The organism is Marinobacter sp. CA1 (genome assembly GCF_020546665.1).
Classification (GTDB): domain Bacteria; phylum Pseudomonadota; class Gammaproteobacteria; order Pseudomonadales; family Oleiphilaceae; genus Marinobacter; species Marinobacter xestospongiae.
Genome location: NZ_CP071785.1, coordinates 3,013,746 through 3,038,204, shown reverse-complemented (window position 1 = coordinate 3,038,204; position 24,459 = coordinate 3,013,746). Strand labels below are relative to the sequence as shown.

Sequence of the window (24,459 nt, the reverse complement as noted above, 5' to 3'; positions counted from 1 at the left end):
CTAACAGAGTTCTGACACCGCCACTGTATGGTGAATATCCAGTTGATACAGACCCAAAGGAAGTCCCGATTTTGAAAAGCCCCCGTGAACTGCAGACCCTCTATCGTAAGGGAACCAACATCAGTGCCTATCTGAGGGGGGCCTATGGGGTAACAGGTAATACCGAGGACATCATTGAGCTGTCCTATGACCTGCAAACCGGAGCTTATACACGAGCCGCTCAACGGCCAAAAATGAGGGAGCATAAACGGTTGTACAGTGGTGAGCTGGCCAGAACGATCCTGGATTTGTGTCGTCCCGAGTCGATTCTGGAAGCTGGTGTGGGGGAGGGGACGACCCTTTCTGGTGTGTTGGACTCACTTCCTGCGGGCGTTCAGTCCTATGGTTTTGATCTTAGCTGGTCCCGGGTTGCCTATGCCCGGCGCTGGCTGGACGGGCGGGGTCACGATGAGGTCAGACTGTGTACGGGCAATCTGTTCAACATTCCTTTTGCAGATAACTCGGTTGATGTGGTCTTTACCTCCCACGCCATAGAGCCCAATGGTGGCCAGGAGCCAGCCATTTTGAAGGAATTGTACCGGGTCGCCCGGCGTTATCTGGTGCTACTCGAGCCGGGATACGAGTTTGCCGATGACGAGGCTCGTCAGAGAATGACTAGCCATGGCTACTGCCGGAACATTCCTGGGTATATCCGGGAGTTGGGCTACCCCATGCTGGTTAATGAACGCTTTCCGCATTCGTCCAACCCGCTGAATCCAACTGCAATAACCATCGTCCAGAAGCAAGGTGGTGAAGGTACTCCAGAACACATTCTTGCCTGTCCGCAATTCCGGTCACCACTGCAAAGCATCGGTGGAATGCTGTTCAGCCGGGAAGCCTTGCGGGTCTACCCGGTTCTGGATGGCATTCCCTGTCTGCGAATCGAGAATGGCATACTTGCGAGCAAGTTTGAGGAAGTGGTCGGGGGGCTCTAGTCAGCCCCCGAAGACCTTAGTTCCGTTTAACCCTGTAAAAGCTGCAATACCTGCTGAGGTCGGGCATTTGCCTGCGAAAGGACCGAGAGGCCAGCCTGTTGGAGCACCTGTGTTCGAGCCAGTTCTGCCGATTCAGCCGCGAAGTCTGCATCCCGGATTCGACTGTTTGAGGCCGACAGGTTTTCTGCAGTGGTCGACAGGTTGGCAATGGTGGACTCAAATCGATTCTGCACCGCACCGAGCTCAGCCCTCAGGCTGTTGATCTGATCCAACGCATAGTCCACTGAGATCATTGCCAGGTCGGCACCATCCTGGGTCGAGACGTCAAGATTGTTCACGGACACCTGGTCTCCAGGCACCGTCGTCGCCACGTTAAATGTAGCACCACTGGCCACGGTTATATCGACACTGAAGGCCTGATCAAATTCGGATGAGAAGAAAATCTCATTATTGCCCCTGTCCAGGAAGGCCCGAACACCCGTTTCGCTACTGACGGCATTGACCTGGCCAAGCACATCTTCAAGAGACGAAGCGTCGTTTATCTGTACTGTCGTGGTACCAGAGGGTGGCACTGGCAGGTCGACGGTGAAGTCGACGGTGCCACCATTGGCAAAAATGTCGGCAACGCTCTGGCCGCTGACCAGAGCGGCGGACAGGCCCGAGGTTGCGCCGATGATGGAGCCGAGCTGGCTGCCCCGCGCATCCAGTCCGTTGACGCTGATGGTTTCACCGGTGTTGGCGCCAACCTGGAATGTTTGTGTTGGCAGCGATCCATCCAGCACCCGCAGACCGTTGAAGGAGGTCTGGCTGGCAATCTGGTTGATCGCCTGAATGCGTTGTTCCACTTCCCGGTTCAGTGCGACGCGGTCGGTATTGCTGTTGGGGGCGTTGGCCGCCTGTACCGCCAGCTCGCGAATCCGCTGCAGGTTGGCGGTGATTTCATCCAGCGCACCTTCGGTGGTCTGTGCCAGGGAAATGCCGTCGTTGGCGTTTCGTCGGGCCATGTTCAGACCGGTAATCTGGGACTGGAAACGCTCAGAGATGGCCAGGCCAGCGGCGTCATCCTTGGCAGAGTTGATTCTCAGGCCGGATGACAGGCGTTGAAGGGCGGTATCGGCATCGCGCTGGGTAGCGTTCAGATTTCGCTGCGCGTTGAGTGACGCGATGTTGGTATTGATGATCTGCGGCATGTTGATTCTCCCTGCTTAGAGGAGCCGGTACCCCAGAGCCCTGTCTTCCAGAGACACACAGTGCCGGCAAAAATACGCAAACGTTCAGTTTCCCGGGGTTAAGCGAAGTCTGTGCCAGAAACTCAATTGCTGTTTTATCTTTTTGAAAATTAAAGAATAATATTTCGTTTGGGAGCGGTGTTTAGGTGTGTTCTGCCAAATACTTGGCGGCGAGGTGTGGCATTGGATTGCCGTTTTTTTTGCCGGCCTCATCTCATGGCATCTGGCTGCCCGAGTTGTTGAATTCTCTGCTAACATGCCGGAATGTCGGCTGCTGCCTGGGTTTGGGCGCTGCAGCATTCAGTAAAAATGATTGGGAATGGGAGACGATTTGTGGCCAGGCGAGAAATTGACCCCGCAGAGGCGTTCTTGAAGCGCAAAGAAAAGAACCTGAATTTTTTCAAGCGCACGCAGCCGGCCATTTATCAGATTTTTGCCAATATGATGCTGTCCCGGGTGGAGTTGGTTGTTACCCCGGGCGCGACGGATGTGGATATGACCGTCGATGGCAAGTCCTGTTATCGGGGGCTGGCAAAAGAATATTCAGTGGATGAAGCCGAGCGGTTTCTCAAGGAGAACCCGCCAGGCAAAAAGATCCATACTTTTGCGCCTCCCTGGCCGGAGTCCTATCGTCACCCACGGTTTGCAACTCTGGCGGTGCGCTCGCTGGCGGAAAAAAGCCCCATCAATCGTGACAATTTCCAGGGGTATGAGCGCGGGAATGTGTTCCCTTCAGTGGTGTTCCTTGGCTGTGGTCTCGGTTACCACATTGAGGCATTGGTTGAAAAAGCGACCATCATCAATGCCATTGTTGTCGAGCGTGAACCGGAAAAGTTCGCGGTCAGTCTGTTTACCGTGGACTGGGAAAAGATCTGTTCCCGGTTCCAGAAGAAAGGTCACACTCTCCAGTTTGCCATAGGCTCAGGTCAGGACCCGCAGAGTCTTCGTAACCTGCTTTCAAGCAACCTCTCCAAGAACATTCCCTTCCATCCGTTTTTTACGACCTACTATAACCACTTGGCTGACATTGAGCTGGCCAGGACAGCGATTGAGGTCAGTAAAGATATTGCCGTTATGGCCTCGCATTGGAGTAACTACGACAATGAGCTCCGGCGCCTGCTATACACGCTGCACAACCTTGATGAGGATGCTCGATACCTGCGCAATATCATGCAGCCAGAGCATGCTCGACCGCTGGTGGTGGTGGGTAGTGGCCCGTCCCTGGATGGCAGAATAGGAGGGTTGAAAGCGGTTCGGGACAAGGTGGTCATTGTGAGCTCCGGTACTGGGCTTCGTCCTCTGCTTGCGGCAGGTATTCGGCCAGATTTCCATGTTGAGCTGGACCCAGACTATATTGTCTATAAATTTCTAAACGACCTTGATAAAGAAGCGTTGAGCGAAATTCGCCTGCTCGCGGTCCATGAAGTTAACCCATTGGTCAGTGAGCTGTTTCGCGAAACCTTTTACTTTTTCAAAACCGACCATAATCTTTCGGCATTAGGGCAGGTAACCAGTGACGCGTTTAATCACTGTAACCCGACCTGTACCAACTCTGCCCTTTCGATTGCCTTTAGTCTGGGCTTCCGCGATCTCTACCTGTTCGGCACTGACTACGGTTTCCGAGATTCAGAGCACGACCATGCCGAAACATCGGTTTACGGTCGTAAAGCGGAGACAGAGTTCTCGAGGGTTATCCAGGAACGGAGAAAGCTAAAACGTCGGAGTGAGTTTGAGATTCCAGCAGTGGATGGCGGAACGGTGCGCACCATCAACGGTTACTACGCTGCCAAGCGGGCTGTTGAGGTGTTTATTCAATCTGCACAAGCACAGTCGGCGCAGTTAGCTGTCTCCAACTGTTCAGACGGTGCGGTAATTGAAGGCGCTGGTTGGCTGTCTTCGGAGGAATTCATGGCGAAAGTCGCGGCAAGTCAGGTTGTGGAGCCTTCCCTGCTGGAGATGCTGCTAAGGACCCTGTCAGCACCCGCTCCTGGCAACATACTTAAAGATCAGGTGCCAGAGATTGAGGCTGAGCTCAAGCGGCGGGTTCAGGAGTTCAACAAGCTGTTGCGAGAGGCTCGGATGGGGGGGCGCAAGGATCTCTGCCTTCAGGCTAATCGGCTGCGTAGTGCAGTGACATCCTTAAGGCCTCCCCGCGGCCAGGCGCAGCCCACGGCGATCCAATATTATGTGTACCAATTGCTGGGCGGCAGTATTTTGCATTTCATCTATGTCGGGCTATGTCATGGTATGGCATGTGAGGAGCAGGATCTCGTGCCATATCTGAAGATCTGGAAGCAGGGATTCCTAGATTTTCTGGTTAAGTTACCAGATCACTTCCATCAGGTTCTCGTTCAGCGTCCATCGGTTACTGATGATCCCTGGGTATCCGCTCAACTGATCGATCCCGAACCTGAATCGTCGAACAGGGCTCTTGGTTGAGGGCGGGTGCCAGCGAGTTTGATGGATATTACATTTGTTAACAAATCTGGCAGTACTTTTTTCTAAAGGAATTCTCAGGGGCGCCGTTAAGCATTACAGCAGGGCGGCGTACCCCAAACATTGACAGGGCGCCAGACCTCTTACCAATACCTGAATTGTTTGAGGAGATGCATTATGGCTCTCGGTATCAACACCAACATTGCTTCCATCAGTGCTCAGAACCAGCTGAACCGTTCCCAGAGCCTGTCCAACGAGTCTCTGACCCGTCTGTCTTCCGGCCTGCGTATCAACTCAGCCAAGGACGACGCTGCTGGTCTGGCTATTTCGACCCGGTTCGATACCCAGATTCGTGGCCTGACAGTCGCCCAGCGTAACGCCAACGACGGCATTTCCATGGCGCAGACCGCTGAAGGTGGTCTGGATGAAACCATCAACAACCTCCAGCGTATCCGTGAGCTGGCGGTGCAGGCGGCCAACGGCTCGTTGACCGATGATGATCGTGCGTTGCTGCAGGATGAGGTGACTCAGCGGTTGAGTGAGATTGGTCGGATCAGCTCTGAAACCAAGTTCAACGGTCAGTCCGTACTCGATGGCAGTCTGAACAGTGGTAACGCAGTAAGCTTCCAGGTCGGTACCCAGTCTGGCGAGACCATTACCTTCGCTTTTAACCAGGATATGAGTGACACCGGCCTTAGTGTTGACGGTGTTGATATTTCCGACGCATCTGGCGCTTCCAGTGCGCTGGCAACCCTGGACACTGCCATCGATACCGTAAACTCCTTCCGCTCCGACCTCGGTGCGTTGCAGAACCGGTTCGAGAGTACCATTAACAACCTGGCCACCAACATCGAGAGCGCCAGCGCTGCCAACAGCCGAATTCTCGACGCGGACTTTGCCGCCGAGAGTGCTAAGCTGGCAAAAGCGAACGTGCTCCAACAGGCTGGTATTTCGGTTCTGGCACAGGCAAACGCCCGTCCGAACCAGGTCCTGTCCCTGCTTCAGTAATCGAGGCCGGGTAACGGGTTAAAATTGACCGGCCTGTCCAGTGGGATAGGCCGGTCTTTTGCCGTTAGGGAATAGCGGGGTGTGCTATGAACGAAGTGGGTTTAAACAACCTGGATCTGAAGATGGTTCAGTCCTCCGGGGAGTCTTCCCGCGCCAGCAATGCCGGTACGGCGGAAGCTGGTGTGAGGTCGCCTCAGAAGGGATCGACGGCTTCAGAGCAACCCTCAAATGCATCAGCGGCGTCAGCAGCTGCCGTTGCACGCGAGCAGGCTGTCGCGCAGGAGAAGCGGGCCGCAGAGCAGGAACAGGACAGTGAGCGGGTCGACCAAGCGGTCTCCCGACTGAACGATTACGTGCAGAGTGTCCAGCGTGACCTGCGGTTCTCTGTCGATGACGATTCCGGCAAGACGGTGGTGAAAGTCATGGACCGGCAGACCGATGAGGTTATCCGGCAGATTCCGGATGAAGTTGCTATGAGGTTGGCCGAGAAATTGCAGCAGGACGAACCATTGACGCTGTTTGACATCAAGGTCTGACCAATCCGCCGAAAAATGGGCGGGAGATTGCCGGCCTGCTCAACGGCGCACAACATGGAACGGCAAGGAATGCAGTTGGGGCGGTAAAGTTTTGCCGCCAGGTGCCGATACACGGATTAGCTGATCAAGAAGACGACGACGTCGGGAGGTACAGGCATGGCAGGTATCACTTCACTGGGAGCCGGGTCCGGGCTGTTCAGCATGGATTTGGTCGACCAGCTGGTCGCTGCCGAGCGCACGCCGACACAGGCCCGGCTGGATCGTAACCAGCAGCTGTATGAAACCAAGATTTCCGCCTACGGTGCCCTTCGCAGCGCTCTGGAAGGCCTGAAATCACCTCTGGAGGCGCTTAGCAAGCCGGATGGTCTTCGGGCTTTTACGGCGGCGTCGAGTGACGAAAACGTGGTTGGTCTCGATGTCGATCAGAGCAAAATCATCCGCGGCAGCTACAACATCAACGTCACCCAGTTGGCCCAGGCGCAATCGCTCGCTTCCAATGACTTTGCTGATCGGGATACTACCGCGGTTGGTACCGGTACGCTGACCATCAATGTTGGCGGTGAGTCCACCGACATCACCATAGACAGCTCCAACAACACCCTGGAAGGCATTGCCGAAGCCATTAACGATGCGGGCGCCGGTGTGTCCGCAGGCGTCGTCGACACCGGGTCAGGCTTCCGCCTGGTAATGTCCTCTGAGGAGTCCGGGCTGGACAATGCCATCGAAGTGTCCGTTTCCGGTGACGGTGACGGCAGCGACACCGACGCCAGTGGGCTGTCCCAGCTCGCCTTCAACGGCTCGGCGTCCAACATGAATGAAACCGTGGCGGCCAAGGACGCGCTGCTGGAAGTCAACGGCATTGCCATCAGCCGTTCCAGCAATTCGGTGGAGGGGGTCGTCGACGGGGCGACGTTCGAGTTGAAGTCAACGGGCACATCCACCATCAGCGTGACGGAGAACCCGGATGAGGTCGCTGATCGGATGCAGGCGTTTGTCGACAAGTACAACGCCTTTCAGGATATTGTTAAAAAGGCATCGGGCTATAACGCTGAAACTGAGCAGGGCAGCGTGTTAACCGGGGACTCGGCGATCCGCTCCATCCAGCGGGACCTGCGTAACCTGCTGGTGGACGTGCCAGAAGGCCTAGAGGACAGCCCGGTGCGGATGTTGGCGGATATCGGTATCAAGACCGACCCGGACAGCGGTAAACTGGAATTTGATAAAGAGGTCTTCAAGGAGAAGCTGGACGAGTACCCCGATTCCGTCGCTGCACTGTTTGGTGCGGAAGACGGTGTTGATGGGATCGCTACCAAGGCACTGGATGTTCTGGAGACCCATCTGGGCAGTGATGGCACACTGGCCAGCCGTACCGACGGTCTGAATAAGTCTCTGGAAGACATTGAGGACAAGCGGCTGAATCTGGATCTAAGGATGGAAACCTATCGGGAGCGACTGGTTTCCCAGTTTTCCGCAGCGGACTCGCTGATTGCCCAGCTTAACAGTACCGGTGATTTTGTGAGTCAGCAGCTGGCGTCCCTTGCGCCCCAGCAAAGCGGCGGCAACGGTTAACCGAGTGAATTTGGAGAGGTAACGATGAAGGGGCTTCAACAGTACCAGCGTATCAATACCCAGACCAGCATCACCGATGCTGATCCGCACCGGTTGATCCAGTTGTTGTACAATGGCGCCATCGAGCGCATCAACATGTCCAAGGCCCGCATTCAGGTCAAGGATTACGAGGGCAAGGCCCGGTTGATCAACAAAGCCATTGAGATCATTGGTGGTCTGCGCAGTTTTCTGGACTTTGATCAGGGCGGTGATCTCGCCCCGCGGCTGGATTCGCTCTACGAGTATATGGAGCGGGCCCTGCTGGACGCCAGTCTGACGAACGATGTTGCCCGGCTGGATGAGGTGATTGAGCTGTTACGCTCCATCAAGGAAGGATGGGACGGCATTCGCGAGGAAGTGGTACAGCAGCAGGCCGTCTGAACAGGGATTGGCGTGCCCAGGGTCGTTTTGCCCGGGGCGCGCCTCGGCAATTCGAGGTACTGTGTTTAGCCTGATCGGTACGCTTGTCTTTGCACTTATGTTGGCCCTGCCCTTTTCACAGGCGAGGGCTGACGACTCGGCGCGGTATGGGGATCTTCCCGGCGATGCCGCATCCCAGATCGATTTACGAGTGGCTTCCGCGGATGTCTGGCCCTGGGGCTACCGCACCGAATCCGGCGAACTGGCCGGAACCCTCGTCACCTTCTACGATCGACTGTCTGTGTTGATCGGCAAGACCTTTCACAACGTCCTAAGACCCCATCGTCGAGTGATCCGGGAGCTGGAATCCGGGCGGGTGGATCTTGCGGTGCTGTATGAAAGCCCGACCACAGAACAAGCGGGCATTCTGGTGGCGCCTGTCATCCAGGTTCGGGTATTGCTTGCGGGGCTGGCTGATTCTCAGTTGAGTCTGTCCTTGGGGGGCGGCTTGGCCGGCCGGACCGTGGCCTACATTCGTGGCACCTATTACGGCGAGGCTTTCGAGCGGGATGACAGCATCCGCAAGGTGGCCGTCAAGGATCTGCGGCAGGCGGTTGAAATGCTGCTGCGGGGGCGGGTGGATGCCCTGGTCGCCAGTGATCAGTCATTTTTCAGCACGTTGCATGAGATGGGGCTGGGGGCTGAGCGGTTTCGGCTGAGCGTGGCCTTGCAGCAGCAGGATGGGGCGCTCTACCTGTCGCGGGCTTCATCCCGGGATGATCTGGTGCCGGAGCTACGCCGCGCGGTGGAAACCATGAGGCGGAATGGCGATCTGGCCGAGATCTTCCACCTTCCTTAAATGGCTGGCTTGGTCTTCCCCCTTTGGCTGTCTGGCCGGAAGCCGTTGACTGCCGTACAATAATGCCCCTTATGTTTAAAGCCCTGCGTTTCCTGGTCGCTGTTCTGTCGGTCAGGAACGGTGAGCGTGGCTTCAAATAATCCATCCTGTTCAGTCTGGAGCAAGGTATGTCTGATATTAAAAAGGTTGTGTTGGCCTATTCCGGTGGCCTGGACACCTCCGTCATCGTCCGTTGGTTGCAGGACACCTACAACTGTGAGGTGGTCACCTTTACTGCCGACCTGGGGCAGGGCGAGGAAGTGGAACCGGCACGCGCCAAAGCGGAAGCGCTGGGCGTCAAGGAGATTTACATCGAAGACCTGCGCGAAGAGTTCGTGCGTGACTACGTCTTCCCGATGTTCCGTGCCAACACCATCTATGAAGGCGAATACCTGCTCGGCACCTCCATTGCCCGTCCGCTGATTGCCAAGCGACTGGTTGAAATTGCCAACGAAACCGGCGCAGATGCGATTTCCCACGGTGCCACCGGTAAAGGTAACGACCAGGTTCGCTTTGAGCTGGGTGCCTATGCCCTCAAGCCTGGCGTCCATGTGATTGCGCCCTGGCGGGAATGGGATCTGAACTCACGCGAGAAGCTGCTGGCGTACTGTGAGGAACGCAACATTCCGGTGGAGAAGAAGAAAGGCAAGTCGCCTTACTCCATGGACGCCAACCTGCTGCACATCTCCTACGAAGGTATGGTCCTGGAAGACCCGTGGGCGGAAGCCGAAGAAGACATGTGGCGCTGGAGTGTGTCGCCCGAGAAGGCGCCGGATCAGCCGACCTACATTGAGCTTACCTATGAGATGGGTGACATCGTCGCCATCGACGGTCAAGCCATGAAGGCTCATGAGGTTCTGGCGCACCTGAACAAGGTGGGCGGAGACAACGGTATCGGCCGTATCGACATTGTTGAGAACCGCTATGTTGGCATGAAGTCCCGTGGCTGTTATGAAACCCCGGGTGGCACCATCATGCTGCGTGCCCATCGGGCAATCGAGTCCATCACCCTGGACCGTGAAGTCGCGCACCTGAAGGACAGCATCATGCCGCGCTACGCCGAGGTGGTGTACAACGGTTACTGGTGGTCACCGGAGCGGGAAGCGCTGCAGGCGCTGATCGACCAGACCCAGACCTACGTTAACGGAACCGTGCGTTTGAAGCTCTACAAGGGCAACGTGGAAGTGGTTGGCCGTAAGTCTCTGGATTCCCTGTTTGATGAGAAGATCGCTACCTTCGAGGAAGATCAGGGTGCCTACGATCAGAAAGACGCCGAAGGCTTCATCAAGCTGAACGCGTTGCGCCTGCGGATTGCCGCTGGCAAAGGACGTAACTTGCTGTAACGCGGTGAATCATGGCGCAGGGTGGCTGGTCTGCCCTGTGCCGCTCGCTTCTTGAGTGGCACTTTTCTTCCCTCCCATTCTTCAATCCTTTCCTTTCTGCTCTGCTGTTTTCTGCCGATACTCTCCGGGTGTCATGTTGACCCTGCGCTTGAAGGTGCGGTGAAACGACGTGGTTTCGCTGAAACCCAGGCGTAACGCAATGTCCGGTATCGGAAGCGTCGTGCGGCTCAGGTAGTCTTCCGCCATGTCCTGTCGTACGTCGTCCAGAAGCTGTTGGTAGGAGGTGTCCTCCTGGCTCAGCTTGCGTTGCAGTGTCCGGCTCGTCATCCCCAGGCTGCCTGCCACCATGTCCTGTCGGGTAATCCCTTCAAGCAGGTTCTGGTAGATGCTGTTGCGCACCTGGTTGACCAGTTCGCTCGCCGATTGCAGGCTGGCCAATTGCTGCTGGGCATGTCGCTCCAGGGTGCTGCGGAGCACCGGGTCGGGCTGGCGCAATGGGGTTTTCAGCAGGCTTTTGTCAAACTCGATGGCATCCTCGCCGGTCTCAAAAAACACCGGACAGTCCCAGCGCTGCTGGTATTCCCGCAGAGAATCCCCGCGCGGCTCCGGGCGCTGTAGATACACGGCGGTTGGGGAGGCCTGGGTGGGTTCCGCCAGCCAGCGGGCGTAGTTGATCCAGGAGGCAAAGACGTTATCCACCAGCTGTGGGCGGACGATGGGGTTCTGGTAGGTGCAGTGCCAGGTCAGGCGAATTTGTTCGCCCCGATCTTCCAGGGTGGTCGTGCCCATGTCGCCCACCAGTTTTTCGAAGGGCGCGATGCGCTGGACGGCTTCCCCGAGGGTTGCGCAGCTCATGGTGATGTAGCCAAGCACACTGTAGGAGCCGGGTTGCACGAAATCGCCGGTTTTCAGTCCCAGCAGAGGGTCGCGGCTGTGCTGGCATAGCCGGTACAGGAATTCCTGCAACTGGGTGCCGTCTATTCGGCCGTCATCGCTGTCCAGGGTGGCTGAGGGGATGCCGGCAGCCTGCAGCAGGTCTTCCACCGGCAGCTGGTGGGCCTGGGCGGCGCGGACGTATTGGCGCAAGGCCGCGACAGAAACGGTTCCAAGAGGGTTCATACCACACCACTTGTGCTGGTTGTGGGTTTCAGAAACGCTTTAATGCGCGAAAGTGTGTCGGTATGCCAACTGCGCAAGAGCCGTGCAAGACTTCTTAACCCACTGATTATAATGATTGTCTTTCTGAGGGCGTCGGCTAAGGGTATAGCGAATTCAGGGTGGTGTCGATGGGGATGTGGAGGGCGGCAGGCAAAACAAAAAGGCCGACAACGTGGCCGGCCTCAATCCAATAAGGATAAACAAAATTTGCCTGAAAATCCTGAATTCTGTGGAAGCGCCGCCCATAATGCGGCGAGGGGACTTCGAACTCCCTCGCCATGGGGGGATACTGCTTGAATCCACAATTTAAGAATACGTCGGGTGGGGCTGACTGTCTGTGTGTGATCTGTGTCCCACTGTTACAGAATGTGGCGTCATCTGTCGTGATGTTGCCCGGTACCGGCTGCCGTTAGTTTGGCTCGAGGCCGTTGGTCAGGGGGCGATGGCGTCTGGGCGGGTCTCAGTAAAGCGCCGGGTCTCGTAGGCTTCCATCAGACCCTGGACCGCGGCGCGCTCCATGTCCTGCACCGATGGCGTGCCAAATTGCGCATCGGCCTTGCAGAGCACCATGCCCGCTTCAACCGACAGGTAGCCGGTGGTGGTTTTCAGCGCCTTGTGGTTGATGCCGTCGAAGATGCGACGAAAGGTGGTGGTTGAGCACTGATCGCCGTTGCTGAAATGGGCAACGATGGCGAACTGGTTGTCACCGACGCGGCACAGCGCGTCCATCGGGCGGATAAGGTGGCCCAGGCGCCGGGCGATGCCGACAGCCAGCTCGCTCATGATGGCTGGGGTGTGCCGGCGTTTGAGTTCCTGCCAGTTGCGGATGCCGCACAGCACATAACCTGAGGCTCCGCCGCGGGCCTCTGCCTGGCGCAGGCTTTTGCCCAGTCGTTCGCGGGCGTAGCGATTGTTGCAGAGGCCGGTTTCCAGATCGATGATGTTGCTGGCTTCCAGCTCGCGATTGTTCTCTACCAACAGTGAGTTGGCCCTCAGCAGGGCGTTCTGTCGATCGGCAATCCGATCGGCGGCAAACACTCTGGGGATCAGCTGCTTGCTCATGTCGGACTTGAAGATGAAATCATCGACACCGCGATCAAATGCTTCTGTCAGGGCCTCCATGCTTTCCTTGGCGGTCAGCAGGATGGTGTAGGTGTAATGATTGGTCTGTTCATCCAGCTGGCGGACCCGATCGGTCAGCTGCAGTCCGTCCATTTCAGGCATCAGCCAGTCGGCGATCAGGATGCTGACCGGACGCTGTTCCATCAGCTGGATGGCTGCGGGGGCGTTGTTGGCGACACGGACGTCACGATAGCCAGCCTGGCGGAGTGCGCGACTGACCACCATGCTGCTGAACTTGGCGTCGTCCACGACGAGAATCGGAAGTTCTAGGTTAGGCATTGTTTACGGCTCACCAATCCATTGTTCAGATGCGGTACCCGGCTGGTCTTGCTATGCTTGGGCACCTTTGCACAGAGCCTAGGGGCGCCGCCGGTCGCGGTTGCTGGTCGCATTAAATTAAAGACGCCATTATAGCCAATCGCCGCATCCCTGCTGTGCACAATTGTAAAACCTGCGGATTCGACCCGGGTCGGCTTTCCTGAGCGTGACGGTCTCCGCATTTTGGGAGTTAGGACTATGCCATCTTTTGACGTTGTTTCCGAGATCGACATGCACGAAGTGACCAACGCGGTCGATCAGGCCAGGCGGGATCTGGGCAATCGCTGGGACTTCAAGAACGTCGAAGCCGAGATTGAACACGACGACAAGGGCATCACCATCAGCGCGGAGCAGGATTTCCAGCTGGAGCAGCTTCAGGATATGGTGCGGATGGCGTTTGCCAAACGTAACATCGACAGTCGAGCCCTCGCCGAGGATGGTGACAGCAAGGCCGGCAAGCTGGTCAAGCAGCACTTCACCCTGCGACAGGGCATTGAAACGGACATGGCGAAGAAGATCGTCAAGATGATCAAGGACGCCAAGCTGAAGGTGCAGGCCAGCATCCAGGGCGACAAGGTCCGGGTAACCGGCAAGAAGCGGGACGACCTCCAGACCGCCATTGCCCTGCTCAAGGAAGCCGAGCTCGACATTCCGCTGCAGTACAACAACTTCCGCGACTGACCCGGAGACACCGTTATCCGCATCAAGGCCCGCTTGCCTGACGTCCAGGCCTGGTTCCAGATCTATTCCCGTTGGCAGGTCCTTACCCTGCTGTTCCTTGGGTTTTCCGCGGGTCTGCCTTTCCTGTTGGTGTTCTCGACGCTGAATACCCGGCTTGCCGACATCGGGGTTGAGATCGCCACCATCGGCTTCTTCAGCTGGCTTGGTATTACCTATTCCATCAAGGTGTTTTGGGCACCGGTGCTGGACCGGCTGCGATTACCGTTACTGGATCGCTGGTTCGGCAAACGTCGCAGCTGGATGCTGCTGGCCCAGGCGGGGATCGCCGCCGGACTCTATGGTATGGCCCAGGTGGATGCAGGCAGGGCTCCGGAGATGATGGCGCTGTTTGGTCTGGTGGTGGCATTCTCCTCCGCCACCCAGGACATTGCGATCGATGCCTATCGCATTGAGATCGCCAGTGAGCGCCTTCAGGCCGCCATGGCGGCAACCTATATCTTTGGCTATCGGCTGGCCCTGCTGGTGGCGGGGGCCGGAGCGCTCTACATAGCCGAGCTGTGGTCCTGGCAGGTGTCCTACGAAGTCATGGCGCTGCTGATGGGGATTGGTGTGGTGACGGTGCTGAGTGTGCCGGAGCCCCGGGTCAATCACTTTACGGCGGCGGAGGACATCGCCGAGCGGGTGCAGGAAGAGATTCTCCAGCGCGCTCACCTGCAGCCTTGGCTGGCGCGGGCGGCTGGCTGGTTTTCCGCAGCGGTGGCAGGTCCATTCCTGGATTTCTTCCGGCGCTATCGCCAGTTTGCGTTGATCATCCTGGTAATGGTAGCGGTCTATCGCATTTCCGACATCGCCATGGGGGTGATGGCCAACCCGTTCTACCTGAACTTCATGGGCTTCACCAAGGTGGAGATCGCCAATGTGTCGAAGCTGTTCGGCTTCTTTATGACCATTGCCGGCTCCATGGCGGGTGGCATCCTGGTGGTGAAGTATGGCGTGCGGCGAATTCTGTTGGTGGGGGCGGTTATGACGGCGGCCACCAATCTGTTGTTTGTGGTGCTGGCTCAATATCCTCCCAGCGTCAGCGCATTGGCATTGGTGATCAGCGCCGACAATCTCAGTGGTGGTATTGCCAACGTGGCACTGATTGCCTGGCTGTCTTCTATGACCAGCGCGGCTTTTACCGCGACCCAGTACGCCCTGTTCAGCTCATTGATGACGTTACCCGGCAAGTTCCTTGGCGGGTTTTCGGGGCTGGTGGTGGAGGGCTATGGCTACGCCGAGTTCTTCCTGCTGGCGGGCGTGATGGGCATCCCGGCCATCCTGCTGGCGCTGTACCTGATTCGCCACGGCCGAATACTGGATGCCATGGCGCCAGACAAGTCCGGGGCAGCGGTGGCTGAGACCTCCTAGGGTTGCCACCGATACTGGCTCATGGTGACCCGGCCGCGGCCCGCGTCGATGCCTTCGGCCTGTAACAGTGCCACCTGCTGTAGATGGCGTTCCGAACCTTCTGGAAAGGCGATCTGGCCATTGCTGCGGAGCACTCGGTGCCAGGGGAGGGCGTGACCATCCGGCAGTTGGCTGAGGACCCGTCCCACCAGTCGTGCCTGTCGTCCAAGACCCGCCATGTCGGCCACCTGGCCATAGCTGGCAACGCAACCGGGTGGAATGGCAAATACAACCTGCCAGATCTTCTCTTCGCGACTGGGTTCCATCCTCTCCTCTTGATTCTCTGCTGATGACACACCGCTGCGGCGTTGGGCGGCAGCGGTGTGTCATTGTGCTACCGCTCGTAGGTGACTTCCAGTTCGGCGGTGGCCAGAGCGTGATGGTTGAGCATGAACCCGACCATGGCAGCAGATGCGTTTTCATCCAGCGGCAGGTTTTCAACGTTCAGGGCGTAGACCCGGAACTGGTAACGATGAGGACCATGGCCCTCGGGCGGGCAGGGGCCGCCATAGCCGGGTTTGCCGTAATCGGTTCGGCTCTGCACTGTGCCTTCCGGCAAGGCGCCCTGACTGCTGGCGCCACTGGCCAGAGAGCGGGTGTCGGCGGGCAGATTGAAGGCGACCCAGTGCCACCAGCCGCTGCCGGTGGGGGCGTCCGGGTCGTATACGGTGACGGCAAAGCTCTGAGTGGCGTCTGGCGCCTTGTCCCAGCGCAGGGACGGCGAGACGTTGTCACCCTGACAGCCAAAGCCGTTGAAGACGAATCGGGACTGCATGGTGGCCGGCTCGCCCAGATCCGGGCTGTGCAGTTGGAAACTGTCGGCGAGGGCGGATGTGGACAGCACGCTGCCAAGCATCAGCGGCAGCAGGCGGTGGTGACGGAAAAAGCGTGATCGGTCAGTCATGACGGTCTCCCTTGGTGAGTGAGGAAGACAGTGTGCCGGTTGTTGCCGGCGTTCAGTCGCCTGCTGACCTCATGTTATCGCTCGTTCACCTCATCCTGGCGCTGATGAGTGTCCCGCAGGGTGCTGGGCAGGAGGCCAAAGCGGTCGCGAAAGCGTTCCGCGAAGCGGGAGGCGGACTGGTAACCGACGTTCTCGGCAATCAACTGGATCGGCTGCTGGCTGCCTTGCAGCATGCCCAATGCTGACACCATTCTCGCTTCTTCCAGCAGGGCGCTGAAGCTGGTGCCCTCCCGGGCCAGTTGCCGTTGCAGGGTGGAGTCGCTGCAGCAGAGCTGGCGGGCGGCATCTGCCAGCCGCCAGGGTTTGCTAAGGTTACCGTAGATCAGTGACAGCACCTGTTGTGGCGCGGAGGTTTGGTAGCGGGTCAGGTGGTCAGCGTTGCCACTGGCAAGCAAGTGATCGCGGATCTCGCGGCTGCGCCCGGCGTGCCAGTTCTCCGGCAAAGAGTGCTGGTGGTGGCCATCAATCCATTGCTGCAGCATCAACCAGATGGGAGCCGGTGCGGGGTGAGTCCAACGGGCCTGCTGGGGGACCTGTGGTTCGGCGGCTGGCGGAGGCTCCGGCAGGGCCAGGGTCAGCGCCAGGTAGCGACCATCGGCCGGTGGCAGATTGGCCAGGGCAATGTGGCCGGGCGGTAGCATGATGACCTCGCCCGCCTGCGCCTCCTGCAGCTCGCCGTTCAGATGCAGCTGCTTGACGCCGTCCAGAACAAAGATCAGCGAAGGGTAGTGCAGGGGCACATTGTGTATGTGCTGGGGCTGCTGGCAATGAAACAGAGCCACCGGTGGGGGCAACGTCGGTTGCTGCCCCCGGTCCAGGGTGTCATGAAGCCAGTTGGCGAGCGCTGTCCGCATGACGTGCTCCTTACAGGCGTAACGCCCCGTCGACTTCAATCATCCGGCCCGAGACATAGTCGTTCTCAAAGATGAAGGCTGCGGCCGATGCGATGTCTTCGGGTTTGCCCATGCGCTTGAGGGGAATGCCCGCGGTCATCTTCTCCAGAGCTTCCGGTTTCATCGAGGCCGTCATCTCAGTTTCAATGAAGCCCGGTGCGATGCCCATCACCCGAATGTTGTAGCGGGCCAGTTCCTTCGCCCAAACCGGAACCAGCGCCGCCACACCGGCTTTGGCCGACGAGTAGTTGCTCTGACCCATGTTGCCGGCGCGGGAAATGGAGGAGATGTTGATGATGGCACCCTGGTCGCCGTTCTGGATCATCTGGGTGGCGGCTTCCCGGCCACACAGGAATACGCCGGTGAGGTTGACGTCAATGACGGCCTGCCACTCGGCCAGGCTCATGCGTTTGGTGATTTCGCCGTCTTTGGCCTTGACCATCAGGCCATCGCGGAGAATGCCGGCGTTGTTGATCAAACCGTTAAGCTGACCGAAATCGGCACTGATGGCGGCGAAGGTCTTCTCGACGTCCTCTTCACGGGCGACGTTGCAGACATAGGCCCGGGCTTCTCCACCGGCCTGCTGGCAGGCAGCAACAGCGTCGTCCAGCTTGTCCTGCATCAGGTCAATCAGTGCCAGCCTGGCGCCTTTGGCGGCCAGGTACTCAGCCATGGCGCGGCCAAGGCCCTGGCCGCCGCCGGTAATTGCAATCACGGAATCTTGAAGTTTCATGGTTCGCCCTAACTGTAGAAATGGAGAGAGTCTCCGAATGTGCCCTTATTACCGGCCCCGGTCGTGTCGTTGGACGGCATGGTTCCAGGGTGCATTCGGAAGCTCCCTAACAAACGGGGTGTTGGCAGTATATCAGACCCACCCCCCTTTCCTATTCCAACCAAAGGCCGATCTATGGGCGTTTTTCTTTTGCTTTTCATCATTATGCCGATCGTTGAGATGGCGATACTGATCAAGGTCGGGGCGGCCATTGGCGCGCTGAACACCATTGCCCTGGTGTTGCTGACGGCGGTCGTTGGTGCGGCGTTGCTGAAGCAGCAAGGGCTGGCAACGCTGTTGCGTGCCAATCAGCGCCTCAATAGTGGTGAGTTGCCGGCGCGGGAGGTTGCTGAGGGCCTGATCCTGGCGGTTGGCGGCGCCTTGTTGTTAACGCCGGGATTTGTGACCGACACCGTTGGTTTTCTCTGCCTGTTGCCAGGCTCCCGCCACTGGCTCGCTGCCCAGGCGCTCAAGCGCATGCAGGTTCGTGGTCAGGCCCAGACATTTCAGTTCGGTATGGGTCCGGGTCCGTTTGGTCCTGGCCGACCGGATGACAGTGACATCATCGAGGGTGAGTTCCGCGATGAGACCGAGCGCGACCGTGACTACATCGAAAAAAAGTGATTTTTTTCCATTTGGGGGGATTGAAAACCGTGGCCTGACCCCCAGATAAACTCCACAAGATCACCGCGGGTGCTTAATCCTGCTGGAAAAACAGTTGGTTATGCACTCCGGTTTTTAACGCAAATGTCATTGCCAAAGACAACCTGACTATTGGAGATATCGAGCAATGAAAATTCGTCCGCTTCACGATCGAGTCGTCGTGCGCCGTAAGGAAGAAGAAGAGAAGACTGCGGGTGGCATTGTGCTGCCGGGTAACGCAAAGGAAAAGCCTTCCCAGGGTGAAGTGATCGCCGTGGGTGAGGGCCGTGTTCTCGATAACGGCGAAACCCGTGCACCGGCCGTCAAGGTAGGGGACACCGTGGTGTTTGGTCAGTATGCCGGCAACACCGTAAAGGTTGACGGCGAAGATCTGCTGATCATGAGCGAGAACGACATCTTCGGCGTTATTGAGTGATCCGCACAGCTAACTGACGTTGCCGGGTCCCCACAGCCGGGGCCCGCTGAAACCAGACAATTCGGTTTTACGAACAGGAATTAGGAACTATGGCAGCTAAAGACGTTAAATTCGGTGATAGTGCACGCAAGCGTATGGTCGCGGGCGTTAACATCCTGGCAGACGCCGTCAAGGTAACCCTGGGCCCGAAAGGCCGTAACGTGGTACTGGACAAGTCCTTCGGCGCGCCGACCGTGACCAAGGACGGTGTGTCCGTCGCCAAGGAAATCGAGCTGAAAGACAAGTTCGAGAACATGGGTGCCCAGATGGTCAAGGAAGTTGCTTCCCAGACCAACGACACCGCCGGTGACGGTACCACCACCGCTACCGTACTGGCCCAGTCCATCGTTAACGAGGGTATCAAGGCCGTCACTGCCGGCATGAACCCGATGGACCTCAAGCGCGGCATCGACAAGGCCACCCAGGCCGCCGTTAAGGCCATCCGTGACATGTCCAAGCCTTGCGACGACAGCCGCAACATCGCTCAGGTTGGCACCATTTCCGCCAACGGCGACGAAACCATCGGCAAGATCATCGCTGACGCCATGGAGCGTGTAGGTAAGGAAGGCGTGATCACCGTTGAGGAAGGTCGTGGCTTGGAAGACGAGCTGGACGTGGTTGAAGGTATGCAGTTTGACCGTGGCTACCTGTCTCCGTACTTCATCAACAACCAGGACAACATGTCCGCTGAACTGGAAGATCCGTTCATCCTGCTGGTGGACAAGAAGATCTCCAACATCCGCGAGCTGCTGCCGACTTTGGAAGCCGTTGCCAAAGCTGGCAAGCCGCTGATGATCATTGCCGAAGACATCGAAGGCGAAGCGCTGGCGACCCTGGTCGTCAACAACATGCGCGGTATCGTCAAGGTCGCTGCCGTGAAGGCGCCGGGCTTTGGTGATCGTCGCAAGGAAATGCTGCAGGACATCGCCATTCTGACTGGCGGCACTGTGATTTCCGAAGAAGTGGGTCTGACCCTGGAAAACGCTTCCCTGGACGATCTGGGCACCGCCAAGCGTGTCAACATCACCAAGGAAAACACCACCATTATTGATGGTGCTGGTGCCGAGAACGACATCGAAGCGCGTGTTGAGCAGATCCGCAAGCAGATCGAAGAAAGCTCCTCCGATTACGACAAGGAGAAGCTGCAGGAGCGTGTTGCCAAGCTGGCCGGTGGTGTTGCCGTGATCAAGGTTGGTGCCGGTTCCGAAGTGGAAATGAAAGAGAAGAAGGCTCGCGTTGAAGATGCGCTGCACTCTACCCGCGCTGCCGTTGAAGAAGGCATCGTTGCCGGTGGTGGTGTGACGCTGGTTCGCGCCCTGAACGCTCTGGAAAACCTGGAAGTCGAAAACGACGAGCAGGCGGCCGGTGTCAACATCCTGCGTCGTGCGATGGAAGCGCCGCTGCGCCAGATCGTCACCAACGCCGGTGGTGAGGCCTCTGTGGTTGTCGCCAAGATCCGCGAAAGCGAAGGCTCCTTCGGCTTCAACGCGGCCAAGGAAACCTACGGCGACATGCTGGAAATGGGTATCCTTGACCCTGCCAAGGTGACTCGCTCTGCCCTGCAGGCAGCGGCTTCCGTAGCTGGTCTGATGATCACCACCGAAGCGATGGTGACCGACGAGCCGGAAGACGAGAAAGCCGGTGGCGGCATGCCTGACATGGGCGGCATGGGTGGTATGGGCGGCATGGGCGGCATGATGTAAGCTCGCCAGCCATCCGAAGCCCGGTGTGCCGGGCTTCACACCCTGAAAAACCCCGCGTTTCACGCGGGGTTTTTTGTATCTTGTCCATGGACTTACCGACAGGCTTTGTTAGACTCGGGGGCCATCTGTCAGCTCCGTCCCATAGACTATGTCCTCATCCCGCCCGTCTTCCTTTCTGCGTCCCGGCAAAGTCGTGCTGTTGGTGCTGTTGGCGTTGTTGGTTTACGGCATTGGCTTGGTCCTGACCGTGCCGGCCGGTTGGGTGTGGCAGCAGGCTCGCCAGGAGATCCGGTTGCCCCGGGGGCTAGAAGTACAGGCCGTCACCGGCACGGTGTGGGATGGTCAGGTCAGCCTTCGTTTTCAGGGGCGGGCGCTGAGTGCAGACTGGGCCCTGGGATTGCCAAGCCTTTCGGCAATGGCACTGCCGGTGCGTCTGGAGCTGGCGACCGCCGCCTCCGAGCTCAGTGGCGATGTCACCCTGGGGTGGCCACTCTCGGCGTCGCTGGATGCCCGAGGCCGTCTCCATATTGCTGAATTCGAAGACCTTATCCGTCAGAGCGGTGGTGCCATTCTGGAGGGCGATGTCCGCATTAATCGGCTGCAACTGGCCTGGGCTGATAATCGCCTCACCGAAGCGCGTGGGATGGGATATTGGCCTGGTGGTCAGGTGACCTGGCCCATGGGGGACACGCGGCAGAGCGCCCAGTTCCCGGCCATGGAGGCGGATCTCAACCAGTCCGAGGCTGGGGTGTCGCTGAAGATTCGCCAGCAGGGCGAACAGGCTCCGGCGGCTGAAGCCGATATTCTGAGAAATGGTCAGTTGCGGGTTCAGGTCTACAAACGGTTGATCGATCTGGCGGGCCAGCCCTGGTCCGGTGCAGCGGCTCCTGGCGATGTGGTATTCAAGGTGCAGCAACCGTTGCTGCCTGGAGGCCGGTTCTGATGGTAGCGTCAAAGACGGAACGCTGGAGTCGTCGGCTGGCTAATCTGCTGTTGCTGGCGCTGGTGGTGTACTTCGCCTGGGTGCTGGCCAGAATGACCTGGTTGGTGCTTTGGCAGGACCCGGTCAATACCGGCGTTCAGACCATGGACGGGGCGACGTCGCAGCAGGATAGCCAGCTGATGTCCCAGCCCCTGGCCGCGTTTGACCTGTTTGGCCGTGCTTCCCGCGCCGAGCCGGTGGCCGAATCGGTACGTAAGTCCGCCCCGGAAACCCGGCTCAGGCTGCGCCTGGAGGGGGTTCTGGTGGCAGAGCGTGCCGAGGACTCCGGTGCTATAGTTGCAGGAGCGGACGGCACGACAGAGCATTACCGGGTGGGGGATACCCTGCCGGGCAATGCCGAGCTGGTGGAGGTGGAACCCCAGCGTATTCTGATCAAGCGTAACGGTCTGTTTGAGACTTTGACCTTTGAAGAGTCCGAGCAGGAGCTGGTGACCGAATCCGAGCCGGTGAATACCTCCTCTCCCGATCGCTTCATGGCGGATGTGCAGTCCAGGCTGGACGCCCAGGGAGCCCAGGCACTGGTTGCTTTCGGTCTGCGACCGGTACAGGATGGGAGCGCCCCGGGCTACGAGTTCGATGGTTCCAACCCAATGCTGCGAGCAGCCAGCCTGAAGAAAGGGGACATTATCACGGCAGTAAACGGCCAGACCCTGGGCAACTATCAGCAGGATCGAGCGTTGCTCGACAGCTGGCGCAGTATGTCCCAGGTCGAAATCGAGATTGTGCGGGACGGTGCCCGGTTTACCGTCAGCTATGCGTTGCCGGCGCAGTGGCGTTGAGCCTCCAACCGGTGCCTGAGGCAAGGGTTGGCCAGGATGGTCCGGCAATGAAAACAGGAAACTTTTCGGGGCCCGGGATCGGGTTTCATCGGTACAGGATGCGATCGTTGCATGAACAAGCTTAAGACTCCCTTCGTTCGGGCCTTTTTGCTGGTCCTGCTGCTACCACTGATGTCGGTGGCCCATGGTCAGGAGGGAACCTGGCGGCTGAACCTCAAGGACGCCGATATTCGGGCATTTGTCACCCAGGTAGCCGACATCACCGGTTACAGTTTTGTGGTGGACCCCAGGGTCAAGGGCAAGGTGACGGTACTCTCCAGTGCCCCGATGAACCGTGACGAGATCTACGACCTGTTCCTGGCGGTGCTCCACGTTCATGGCTTCACCGCCATTCCCGGCGAGGAAGTGATCAAGGTGGTGCAGCAGGTGGACGCCAAACAGCTGGCGGAGGATCTGGATGGCTTCACCGAGATACCGTCGGAACAGCTGGTGACCCAGGTTATCCAGGTGGACAACGCCAATGCCCTCGAGCTGGTGCCCATCCTGCGCCCCCTGGTCGCCAAGTATGGTCACCTGGCGGCGGTGGCGGCCGCCAACGCGCTGATCGTGAGCGATCACCAGTCCAACATTGTCCGTATCCAGCAGATCGTCCAGGAGCTGGACAGCCCCTCCAAATACGAAGTGGAAGTGATCCAGCTGCAGGAAGCCTGGGTCGGTGACATGGTGACCCTGCTGCAGGAGCTGGCGCCAGCGGAGCTTGGCAATGCCGGTGGCCAGGATGCCTCTCGCAAGTACAGCGTCACTGCCGACGAGCGCAGCAACCGGTTGATCCTGCGTGGTGACGAATCGTTCCGGGACAAGATTCGCGGCCTGATCCAGCAGCTTGACCAGCCCTCTGCCACTGGCGGCACCACCAAGGTGATCCGGCTCAACCATGCGGTGGCCAAGGATCTGGTGGAGATCATCAAGGGGGTGATGGGCGACGTCGCGGCGGAAGCGCCGGGCGGCAATGCATCGGGCAATACCAGCAGTCGCAACAGCAGCTTCTCGGTGTTTGCCGACGAAGGGCTCAATGCCCTGGTCCTGCGGGGTGAGCCCTCGATGATGCAGGAAGCGGAGATGATCATTGGCGAACTTGATGTGCGCCGCGCCCAGGTGCTGATCGAAGCGGCCATCGTGGAGATCAACGACGAGCTTGGCGAAGATCTGGGCGTGCAGCTGGCGGTGGCTGATGAATCCGGCAACTCCACGCCGGTGCTGGGGACCAACTTCAGCAACCTTGGCGTGAGTCTGAGCAACGTCATTGGCAGCATCGTGAATGATGATTTCATTGGCCCGGCGCCAGGTGGCATCACCATCGGGGGTGGCCAGCGGGACGAGGATGGCCTGTCCTGGGGGATTCTGATCCAGGCGCTGTCGTCTTCGGCAGCGGCCAACCTGCTGTCCACGCCCAGCATCATCACGCTGGATAACCAGGAATCCGAGATCATTGTTGGTCAGAACGTGCCGTTCCGAACCGGTCAGTCTGTTGTCGCCGGCGACAGCAGTGCCAACCCGTTCACCACCATCGAGCGTCGCGACGTGGGTCTGACTCTCAAGGTGACCCCCACCATCAGTGGTGACGGCCTGGTGCGTCTGGTGGTCGAGCAGACCACGGAAAATGTTGGGGACAGCATCGACGACGCCTCCGACATCGTCACCAACAAGCGTGAGATCAAGACCACCGTGCTGGCCGACGATGGCGAGACCATCGTGCTGGGTGGTCTGATCAAGGACGACTACACCGTCAATCGCAGCAAGGTGCCCCTGCTGGGAGATATTCCCTTCATCGGTCGTCTGTTCTCGTCCGAGTCTGAGAAGCGGGTCAAGCGCAACCTGCTGGTGTTCCTGCGGCCAACCATCATGTTCAACAAACAGGAAGCGGTTGAGGCCACGGCCGACAAGTTCAACAGCTTGTGGGAAGTGGATCTGGGAATCCGTCGCAAGATGGGCCTGCCTGAGGTGGAGTCGCCAGACATTGAGAGCCTGTTTGATCCGGCCCGTCGGGCCCGCCTGGAAACTGAGGCCGCCACCGACTGAGGTGACGCTGTGGCAGTCTGCACAATGGG

The 24,459-nt window shown here is 58.5% G+C and carries 23 protein-coding genes; 16 read left to right on the top strand and 7 right to left on the bottom strand.

What is annotated here, in order from left to right:
* Window positions 1-71: 71 nt before the first annotated feature.
* Window positions 72-974: a methyltransferase domain-containing protein gene (locus tag J2887_RS13860; RefSeq protein ID WP_227171696.1), complete on the top strand. Its 903-nt coding sequence runs from the start codon at window positions 72-74 to the stop codon at window positions 972-974.
* Between the two features lie 26 nt (window positions 975-1,000).
* Here J2887_RS13860 and J2887_RS13855 read toward each other — a convergent pair whose 3' ends face one another.
* Window positions 1,001-2,164 (bottom strand): flagellin, encoded by a 1,164-nt coding sequence (locus tag J2887_RS13855; RefSeq protein WP_227171695.1) that lies wholly within the window; start codon window positions 2,162-2,164, stop codon window positions 1,001-1,003.
* 408 nt (window positions 2,165-2,572) lie between these two features.
* Between J2887_RS13855 and J2887_RS13850 the strand changes: the two genes are divergently transcribed.
* The 7 genes from J2887_RS13850 (at window position 2,573) to J2887_RS13820 (ending at window position 10,392) form a co-directional block, all read left to right on the top strand.
* A complete protein-coding gene (locus tag J2887_RS13850; RefSeq protein ID WP_227171694.1) occupies window positions 2,573-4,642 on the top strand; it encodes a 6-hydroxymethylpterin diphosphokinase MptE-like protein in 2,070 nt (689 codons plus the stop codon).
* A 174-nt stretch (window positions 4,643-4,816) separates the two neighbouring features.
* A complete protein-coding gene (locus J2887_RS13845) occupies window positions 4,817-5,647 on the top strand; it encodes a flagellin (RefSeq protein ID WP_227171693.1) in 831 nt (276 codons plus the stop codon).
* Window positions 5,648-5,733: 86 nt separating this feature from the next.
* The gene (locus tag J2887_RS13840) at window positions 5,734-6,183 is read left to right on the top strand and encodes a flagellar protein FlaG (protein WP_227171692.1); all 450 of its coding nucleotides are present in this window, start codon (window positions 5,734-5,736) and stop codon (window positions 6,181-6,183) included.
* Window positions 6,184-6,339: 156 nt separating this feature from the next.
* Complete coding sequence (fliD, locus tag J2887_RS13835) at window positions 6,340-7,752, top strand: flagellar filament capping protein FliD (protein WP_227171691.1); 1,413 nt, start codon at window positions 6,340-6,342, stop codon at window positions 7,750-7,752.
* A gap of 24 nt (window positions 7,753-7,776) precedes the next feature.
* Window positions 7,777-8,172, top strand: coding sequence for a flagellar export chaperone FliS (gene fliS / locus J2887_RS13830; protein ID WP_227171690.1), 396 nt, complete (start codon window positions 7,777-7,779; stop codon window positions 8,170-8,172).
* A gap of 190 nt (window positions 8,173-8,362) precedes the next feature.
* Window positions 8,363-9,010: a substrate-binding periplasmic protein gene (locus J2887_RS13825; protein WP_267461602.1), complete on the top strand. Its 648-nt coding sequence runs from the start codon at window positions 8,363-8,365 to the stop codon at window positions 9,008-9,010.
* A gap of 167 nt (window positions 9,011-9,177) precedes the next feature.
* Window positions 9,178-10,392, top strand: coding sequence for an argininosuccinate synthase (locus J2887_RS13820; RefSeq protein ID WP_227171688.1), 1,215 nt, complete (start codon window positions 9,178-9,180; stop codon window positions 10,390-10,392).
* An 81-nt stretch (window positions 10,393-10,473) separates the two neighbouring features.
* On the opposite strand, the gene J2887_RS13815 is transcribed toward J2887_RS13820, so the two are convergent.
* Together J2887_RS13815 and J2887_RS13810 are read right to left on the bottom strand one after the other, a co-directional pair.
* A complete protein-coding gene (locus J2887_RS13815; RefSeq protein ID WP_227171687.1) occupies window positions 10,474-11,511 on the bottom strand; it encodes an AraC family transcriptional regulator in 1,038 nt (345 codons plus the stop codon).
* A 471-nt stretch (window positions 11,512-11,982) separates the two neighbouring features.
* Window positions 11,983-12,951, bottom strand: a complete 969-nt coding sequence (locus tag J2887_RS13810) for a response regulator (protein WP_227171686.1) — start codon at window positions 12,949-12,951, stop codon at window positions 11,983-11,985.
* A gap of 237 nt (window positions 12,952-13,188) precedes the next feature.
* On the opposite strand from J2887_RS13810, the gene J2887_RS13805 reads away from it, so the two are divergent.
* A complete protein-coding gene (locus J2887_RS13805; protein ID WP_227171685.1) occupies window positions 13,189-13,671 on the top strand; it encodes a YajQ family cyclic di-GMP-binding protein in 483 nt (160 codons plus the stop codon).
* 33 nt (window positions 13,672-13,704) lie between these two features.
* Window positions 13,705-15,081: an AmpG family muropeptide MFS transporter gene (locus tag J2887_RS13800; RefSeq protein ID WP_416381864.1), complete on the top strand. Its 1,377-nt coding sequence runs from the start codon at window positions 13,705-13,707 to the stop codon at window positions 15,079-15,081.
* On the opposite strand, the gene J2887_RS13795 is transcribed toward J2887_RS13800, so the two are convergent.
* From J2887_RS13795 to J2887_RS13780, 4 genes are all read right to left on the bottom strand, one after another.
* Window positions 15,078-15,386, bottom strand: a complete 309-nt coding sequence (locus J2887_RS13795) for an MGMT family protein (protein ID WP_227171684.1) — start codon at window positions 15,384-15,386, stop codon at window positions 15,078-15,080. The genes J2887_RS13800 and J2887_RS13795 overlap by 4 nt on opposite strands.
* A 68-nt stretch (window positions 15,387-15,454) precedes the next feature.
* Window positions 15,455-16,024, bottom strand: coding sequence for a YbhB/YbcL family Raf kinase inhibitor-like protein (locus J2887_RS13790; protein WP_324197214.1), 570 nt, complete (start codon window positions 16,022-16,024; stop codon window positions 15,455-15,457).
* A gap of 74 nt (window positions 16,025-16,098) precedes the next feature.
* Window positions 16,099-16,938 (bottom strand): helix-turn-helix transcriptional regulator, encoded by an 840-nt coding sequence (locus J2887_RS13785; RefSeq protein WP_227171683.1) that lies wholly within the window; start codon window positions 16,936-16,938, stop codon window positions 16,099-16,101.
* Between the two features lie 10 nt (window positions 16,939-16,948).
* Window positions 16,949-17,710, bottom strand: a complete 762-nt coding sequence (locus J2887_RS13780) for an SDR family oxidoreductase (RefSeq protein ID WP_227171682.1) — start codon at window positions 17,708-17,710, stop codon at window positions 16,949-16,951.
* A 174-nt stretch (window positions 17,711-17,884) separates the two neighbouring features.
* On the opposite strand from J2887_RS13780, the gene J2887_RS13775 reads away from it, so the two are divergent.
* From J2887_RS13775 to gspD, 6 genes are all read left to right on the top strand, one after another.
* Window positions 17,885-18,373, top strand: a complete 489-nt coding sequence (locus J2887_RS13775; protein WP_227171681.1) for an FxsA family protein — start codon at window positions 17,885-17,887, stop codon at window positions 18,371-18,373.
* Between the two features lie 166 nt (window positions 18,374-18,539).
* Complete coding sequence (gene groES / locus J2887_RS13770) at window positions 18,540-18,827, top strand: co-chaperone GroES (RefSeq protein WP_227171680.1); 288 nt, start codon at window positions 18,540-18,542, stop codon at window positions 18,825-18,827.
* A gap of 89 nt (window positions 18,828-18,916) precedes the next feature.
* Window positions 18,917-20,569, top strand: coding sequence for a chaperonin GroEL (gene groL / locus J2887_RS13765; RefSeq protein ID WP_227171679.1), 1,653 nt, complete (start codon window positions 18,917-18,919; stop codon window positions 20,567-20,569).
* Between the two features lie 148 nt (window positions 20,570-20,717).
* On the top strand, window positions 20,718-21,512 hold the full coding sequence (gene gspN, locus J2887_RS13760) for a type II secretion system protein N (protein ID WP_227171678.1): 795 nt from the start codon (window positions 20,718-20,720) through the stop codon (window positions 21,510-21,512).
* The gene (locus J2887_RS13755) at window positions 21,512-22,351 is read left to right on the top strand and encodes a type II secretion system protein N (RefSeq protein ID WP_227171677.1); all 840 of its coding nucleotides are present in this window, start codon (window positions 21,512-21,514) and stop codon (window positions 22,349-22,351) included. The genes gspN and J2887_RS13755 overlap by 1 nt, the downstream gene beginning before the upstream one ends.
* 111 nt (window positions 22,352-22,462) lie before the next feature.
* Window positions 22,463-24,430 carry a type II secretion system secretin GspD gene (gspD, locus tag J2887_RS13750; RefSeq protein WP_227171676.1) on the top strand — a complete coding sequence of 656 codons (1,968 nt, stop codon included), beginning with the start codon at window positions 22,463-22,465 and terminating at the stop codon, window positions 24,428-24,430.
* The last annotated feature ends 29 nt before the right edge of the window (window positions 24,431-24,459 follow it).

Excerpts from the sequence above, each read along its gene's own strand:
- J2887_RS13855 (WP_227171695.1), bottom strand. The coding sequence starts at position 2,164 with ATGCCGCAGATCATCAATACCAACATCGCGTCACTCAACGCGCAGCGA.
- J2887_RS13845 (WP_227171693.1), top strand. The coding sequence starts at position 4,817 with ATGGCTCTCGGTATCAACACCAACATTGCTTCCATCAGTGCTCAGAAC.
- J2887_RS13840 (WP_227171692.1), top strand. The coding sequence starts at position 5,734 with ATGAACGAAGTGGGTTTAAACAACCTGGATCTGAAGATGGTTCAGTCC.
- fliD (WP_227171691.1), top strand. The coding sequence starts at position 6,340 with ATGGCAGGTATCACTTCACTGGGAGCCGGGTCCGGGCTGTTCAGCATG.
- fliS (WP_227171690.1), top strand. The coding sequence starts at position 7,777 with ATGAAGGGGCTTCAACAGTACCAGCGTATCAATACCCAGACCAGCATC.
- J2887_RS13820 (WP_227171688.1), top strand. The coding sequence starts at position 9,178 with ATGTCTGATATTAAAAAGGTTGTGTTGGCCTATTCCGGTGGCCTGGAC.
- J2887_RS13815 (WP_227171687.1), bottom strand. The coding sequence starts at position 11,511 with ATGAACCCTCTTGGAACCGTTTCTGTCGCGGCCTTGCGCCAATACGTC.
- J2887_RS13810 (WP_227171686.1), bottom strand. The coding sequence starts at position 12,951 with ATGCCTAACCTAGAACTTCCGATTCTCGTCGTGGACGACGCCAAGTTC.
- J2887_RS13805 (WP_227171685.1), top strand. The coding sequence starts at position 13,189 with ATGCCATCTTTTGACGTTGTTTCCGAGATCGACATGCACGAAGTGACC.
- J2887_RS13795 (WP_227171684.1), bottom strand. The coding sequence starts at position 15,386 with ATGGAACCCAGTCGCGAAGAGAAGATCTGGCAGGTTGTATTTGCCATT.
- J2887_RS13790 (WP_324197214.1), bottom strand. The coding sequence starts at position 16,024 with ATGACTGACCGATCACGCTTTTTCCGTCACCACCGCCTGCTGCCGCTG.
- J2887_RS13785 (WP_227171683.1), bottom strand. The coding sequence starts at position 16,938 with ATGCGGACAGCGCTCGCCAACTGGCTTCATGACACCCTGGACCGGGGG.
- J2887_RS13780 (WP_227171682.1), bottom strand. The coding sequence starts at position 17,710 with ATGAAACTTCAAGATTCCGTGATTGCAATTACCGGCGGCGGCCAGGGC.
- J2887_RS13775 (WP_227171681.1), top strand. The coding sequence starts at position 17,885 with ATGGGCGTTTTTCTTTTGCTTTTCATCATTATGCCGATCGTTGAGATG.
- groES (WP_227171680.1), top strand. The coding sequence starts at position 18,540 with ATGAAAATTCGTCCGCTTCACGATCGAGTCGTCGTGCGCCGTAAGGAA.
- groL (WP_227171679.1), top strand. The coding sequence starts at position 18,917 with ATGGCAGCTAAAGACGTTAAATTCGGTGATAGTGCACGCAAGCGTATG.
- gspN (WP_227171678.1), top strand. The coding sequence starts at position 20,718 with ATGTCCTCATCCCGCCCGTCTTCCTTTCTGCGTCCCGGCAAAGTCGTG.
- J2887_RS13755 (WP_227171677.1), top strand. The coding sequence starts at position 21,512 with ATGGTAGCGTCAAAGACGGAACGCTGGAGTCGTCGGCTGGCTAATCTG.
- gspD (WP_227171676.1), top strand. The coding sequence starts at position 22,463 with ATGAACAAGCTTAAGACTCCCTTCGTTCGGGCCTTTTTGCTGGTCCTG.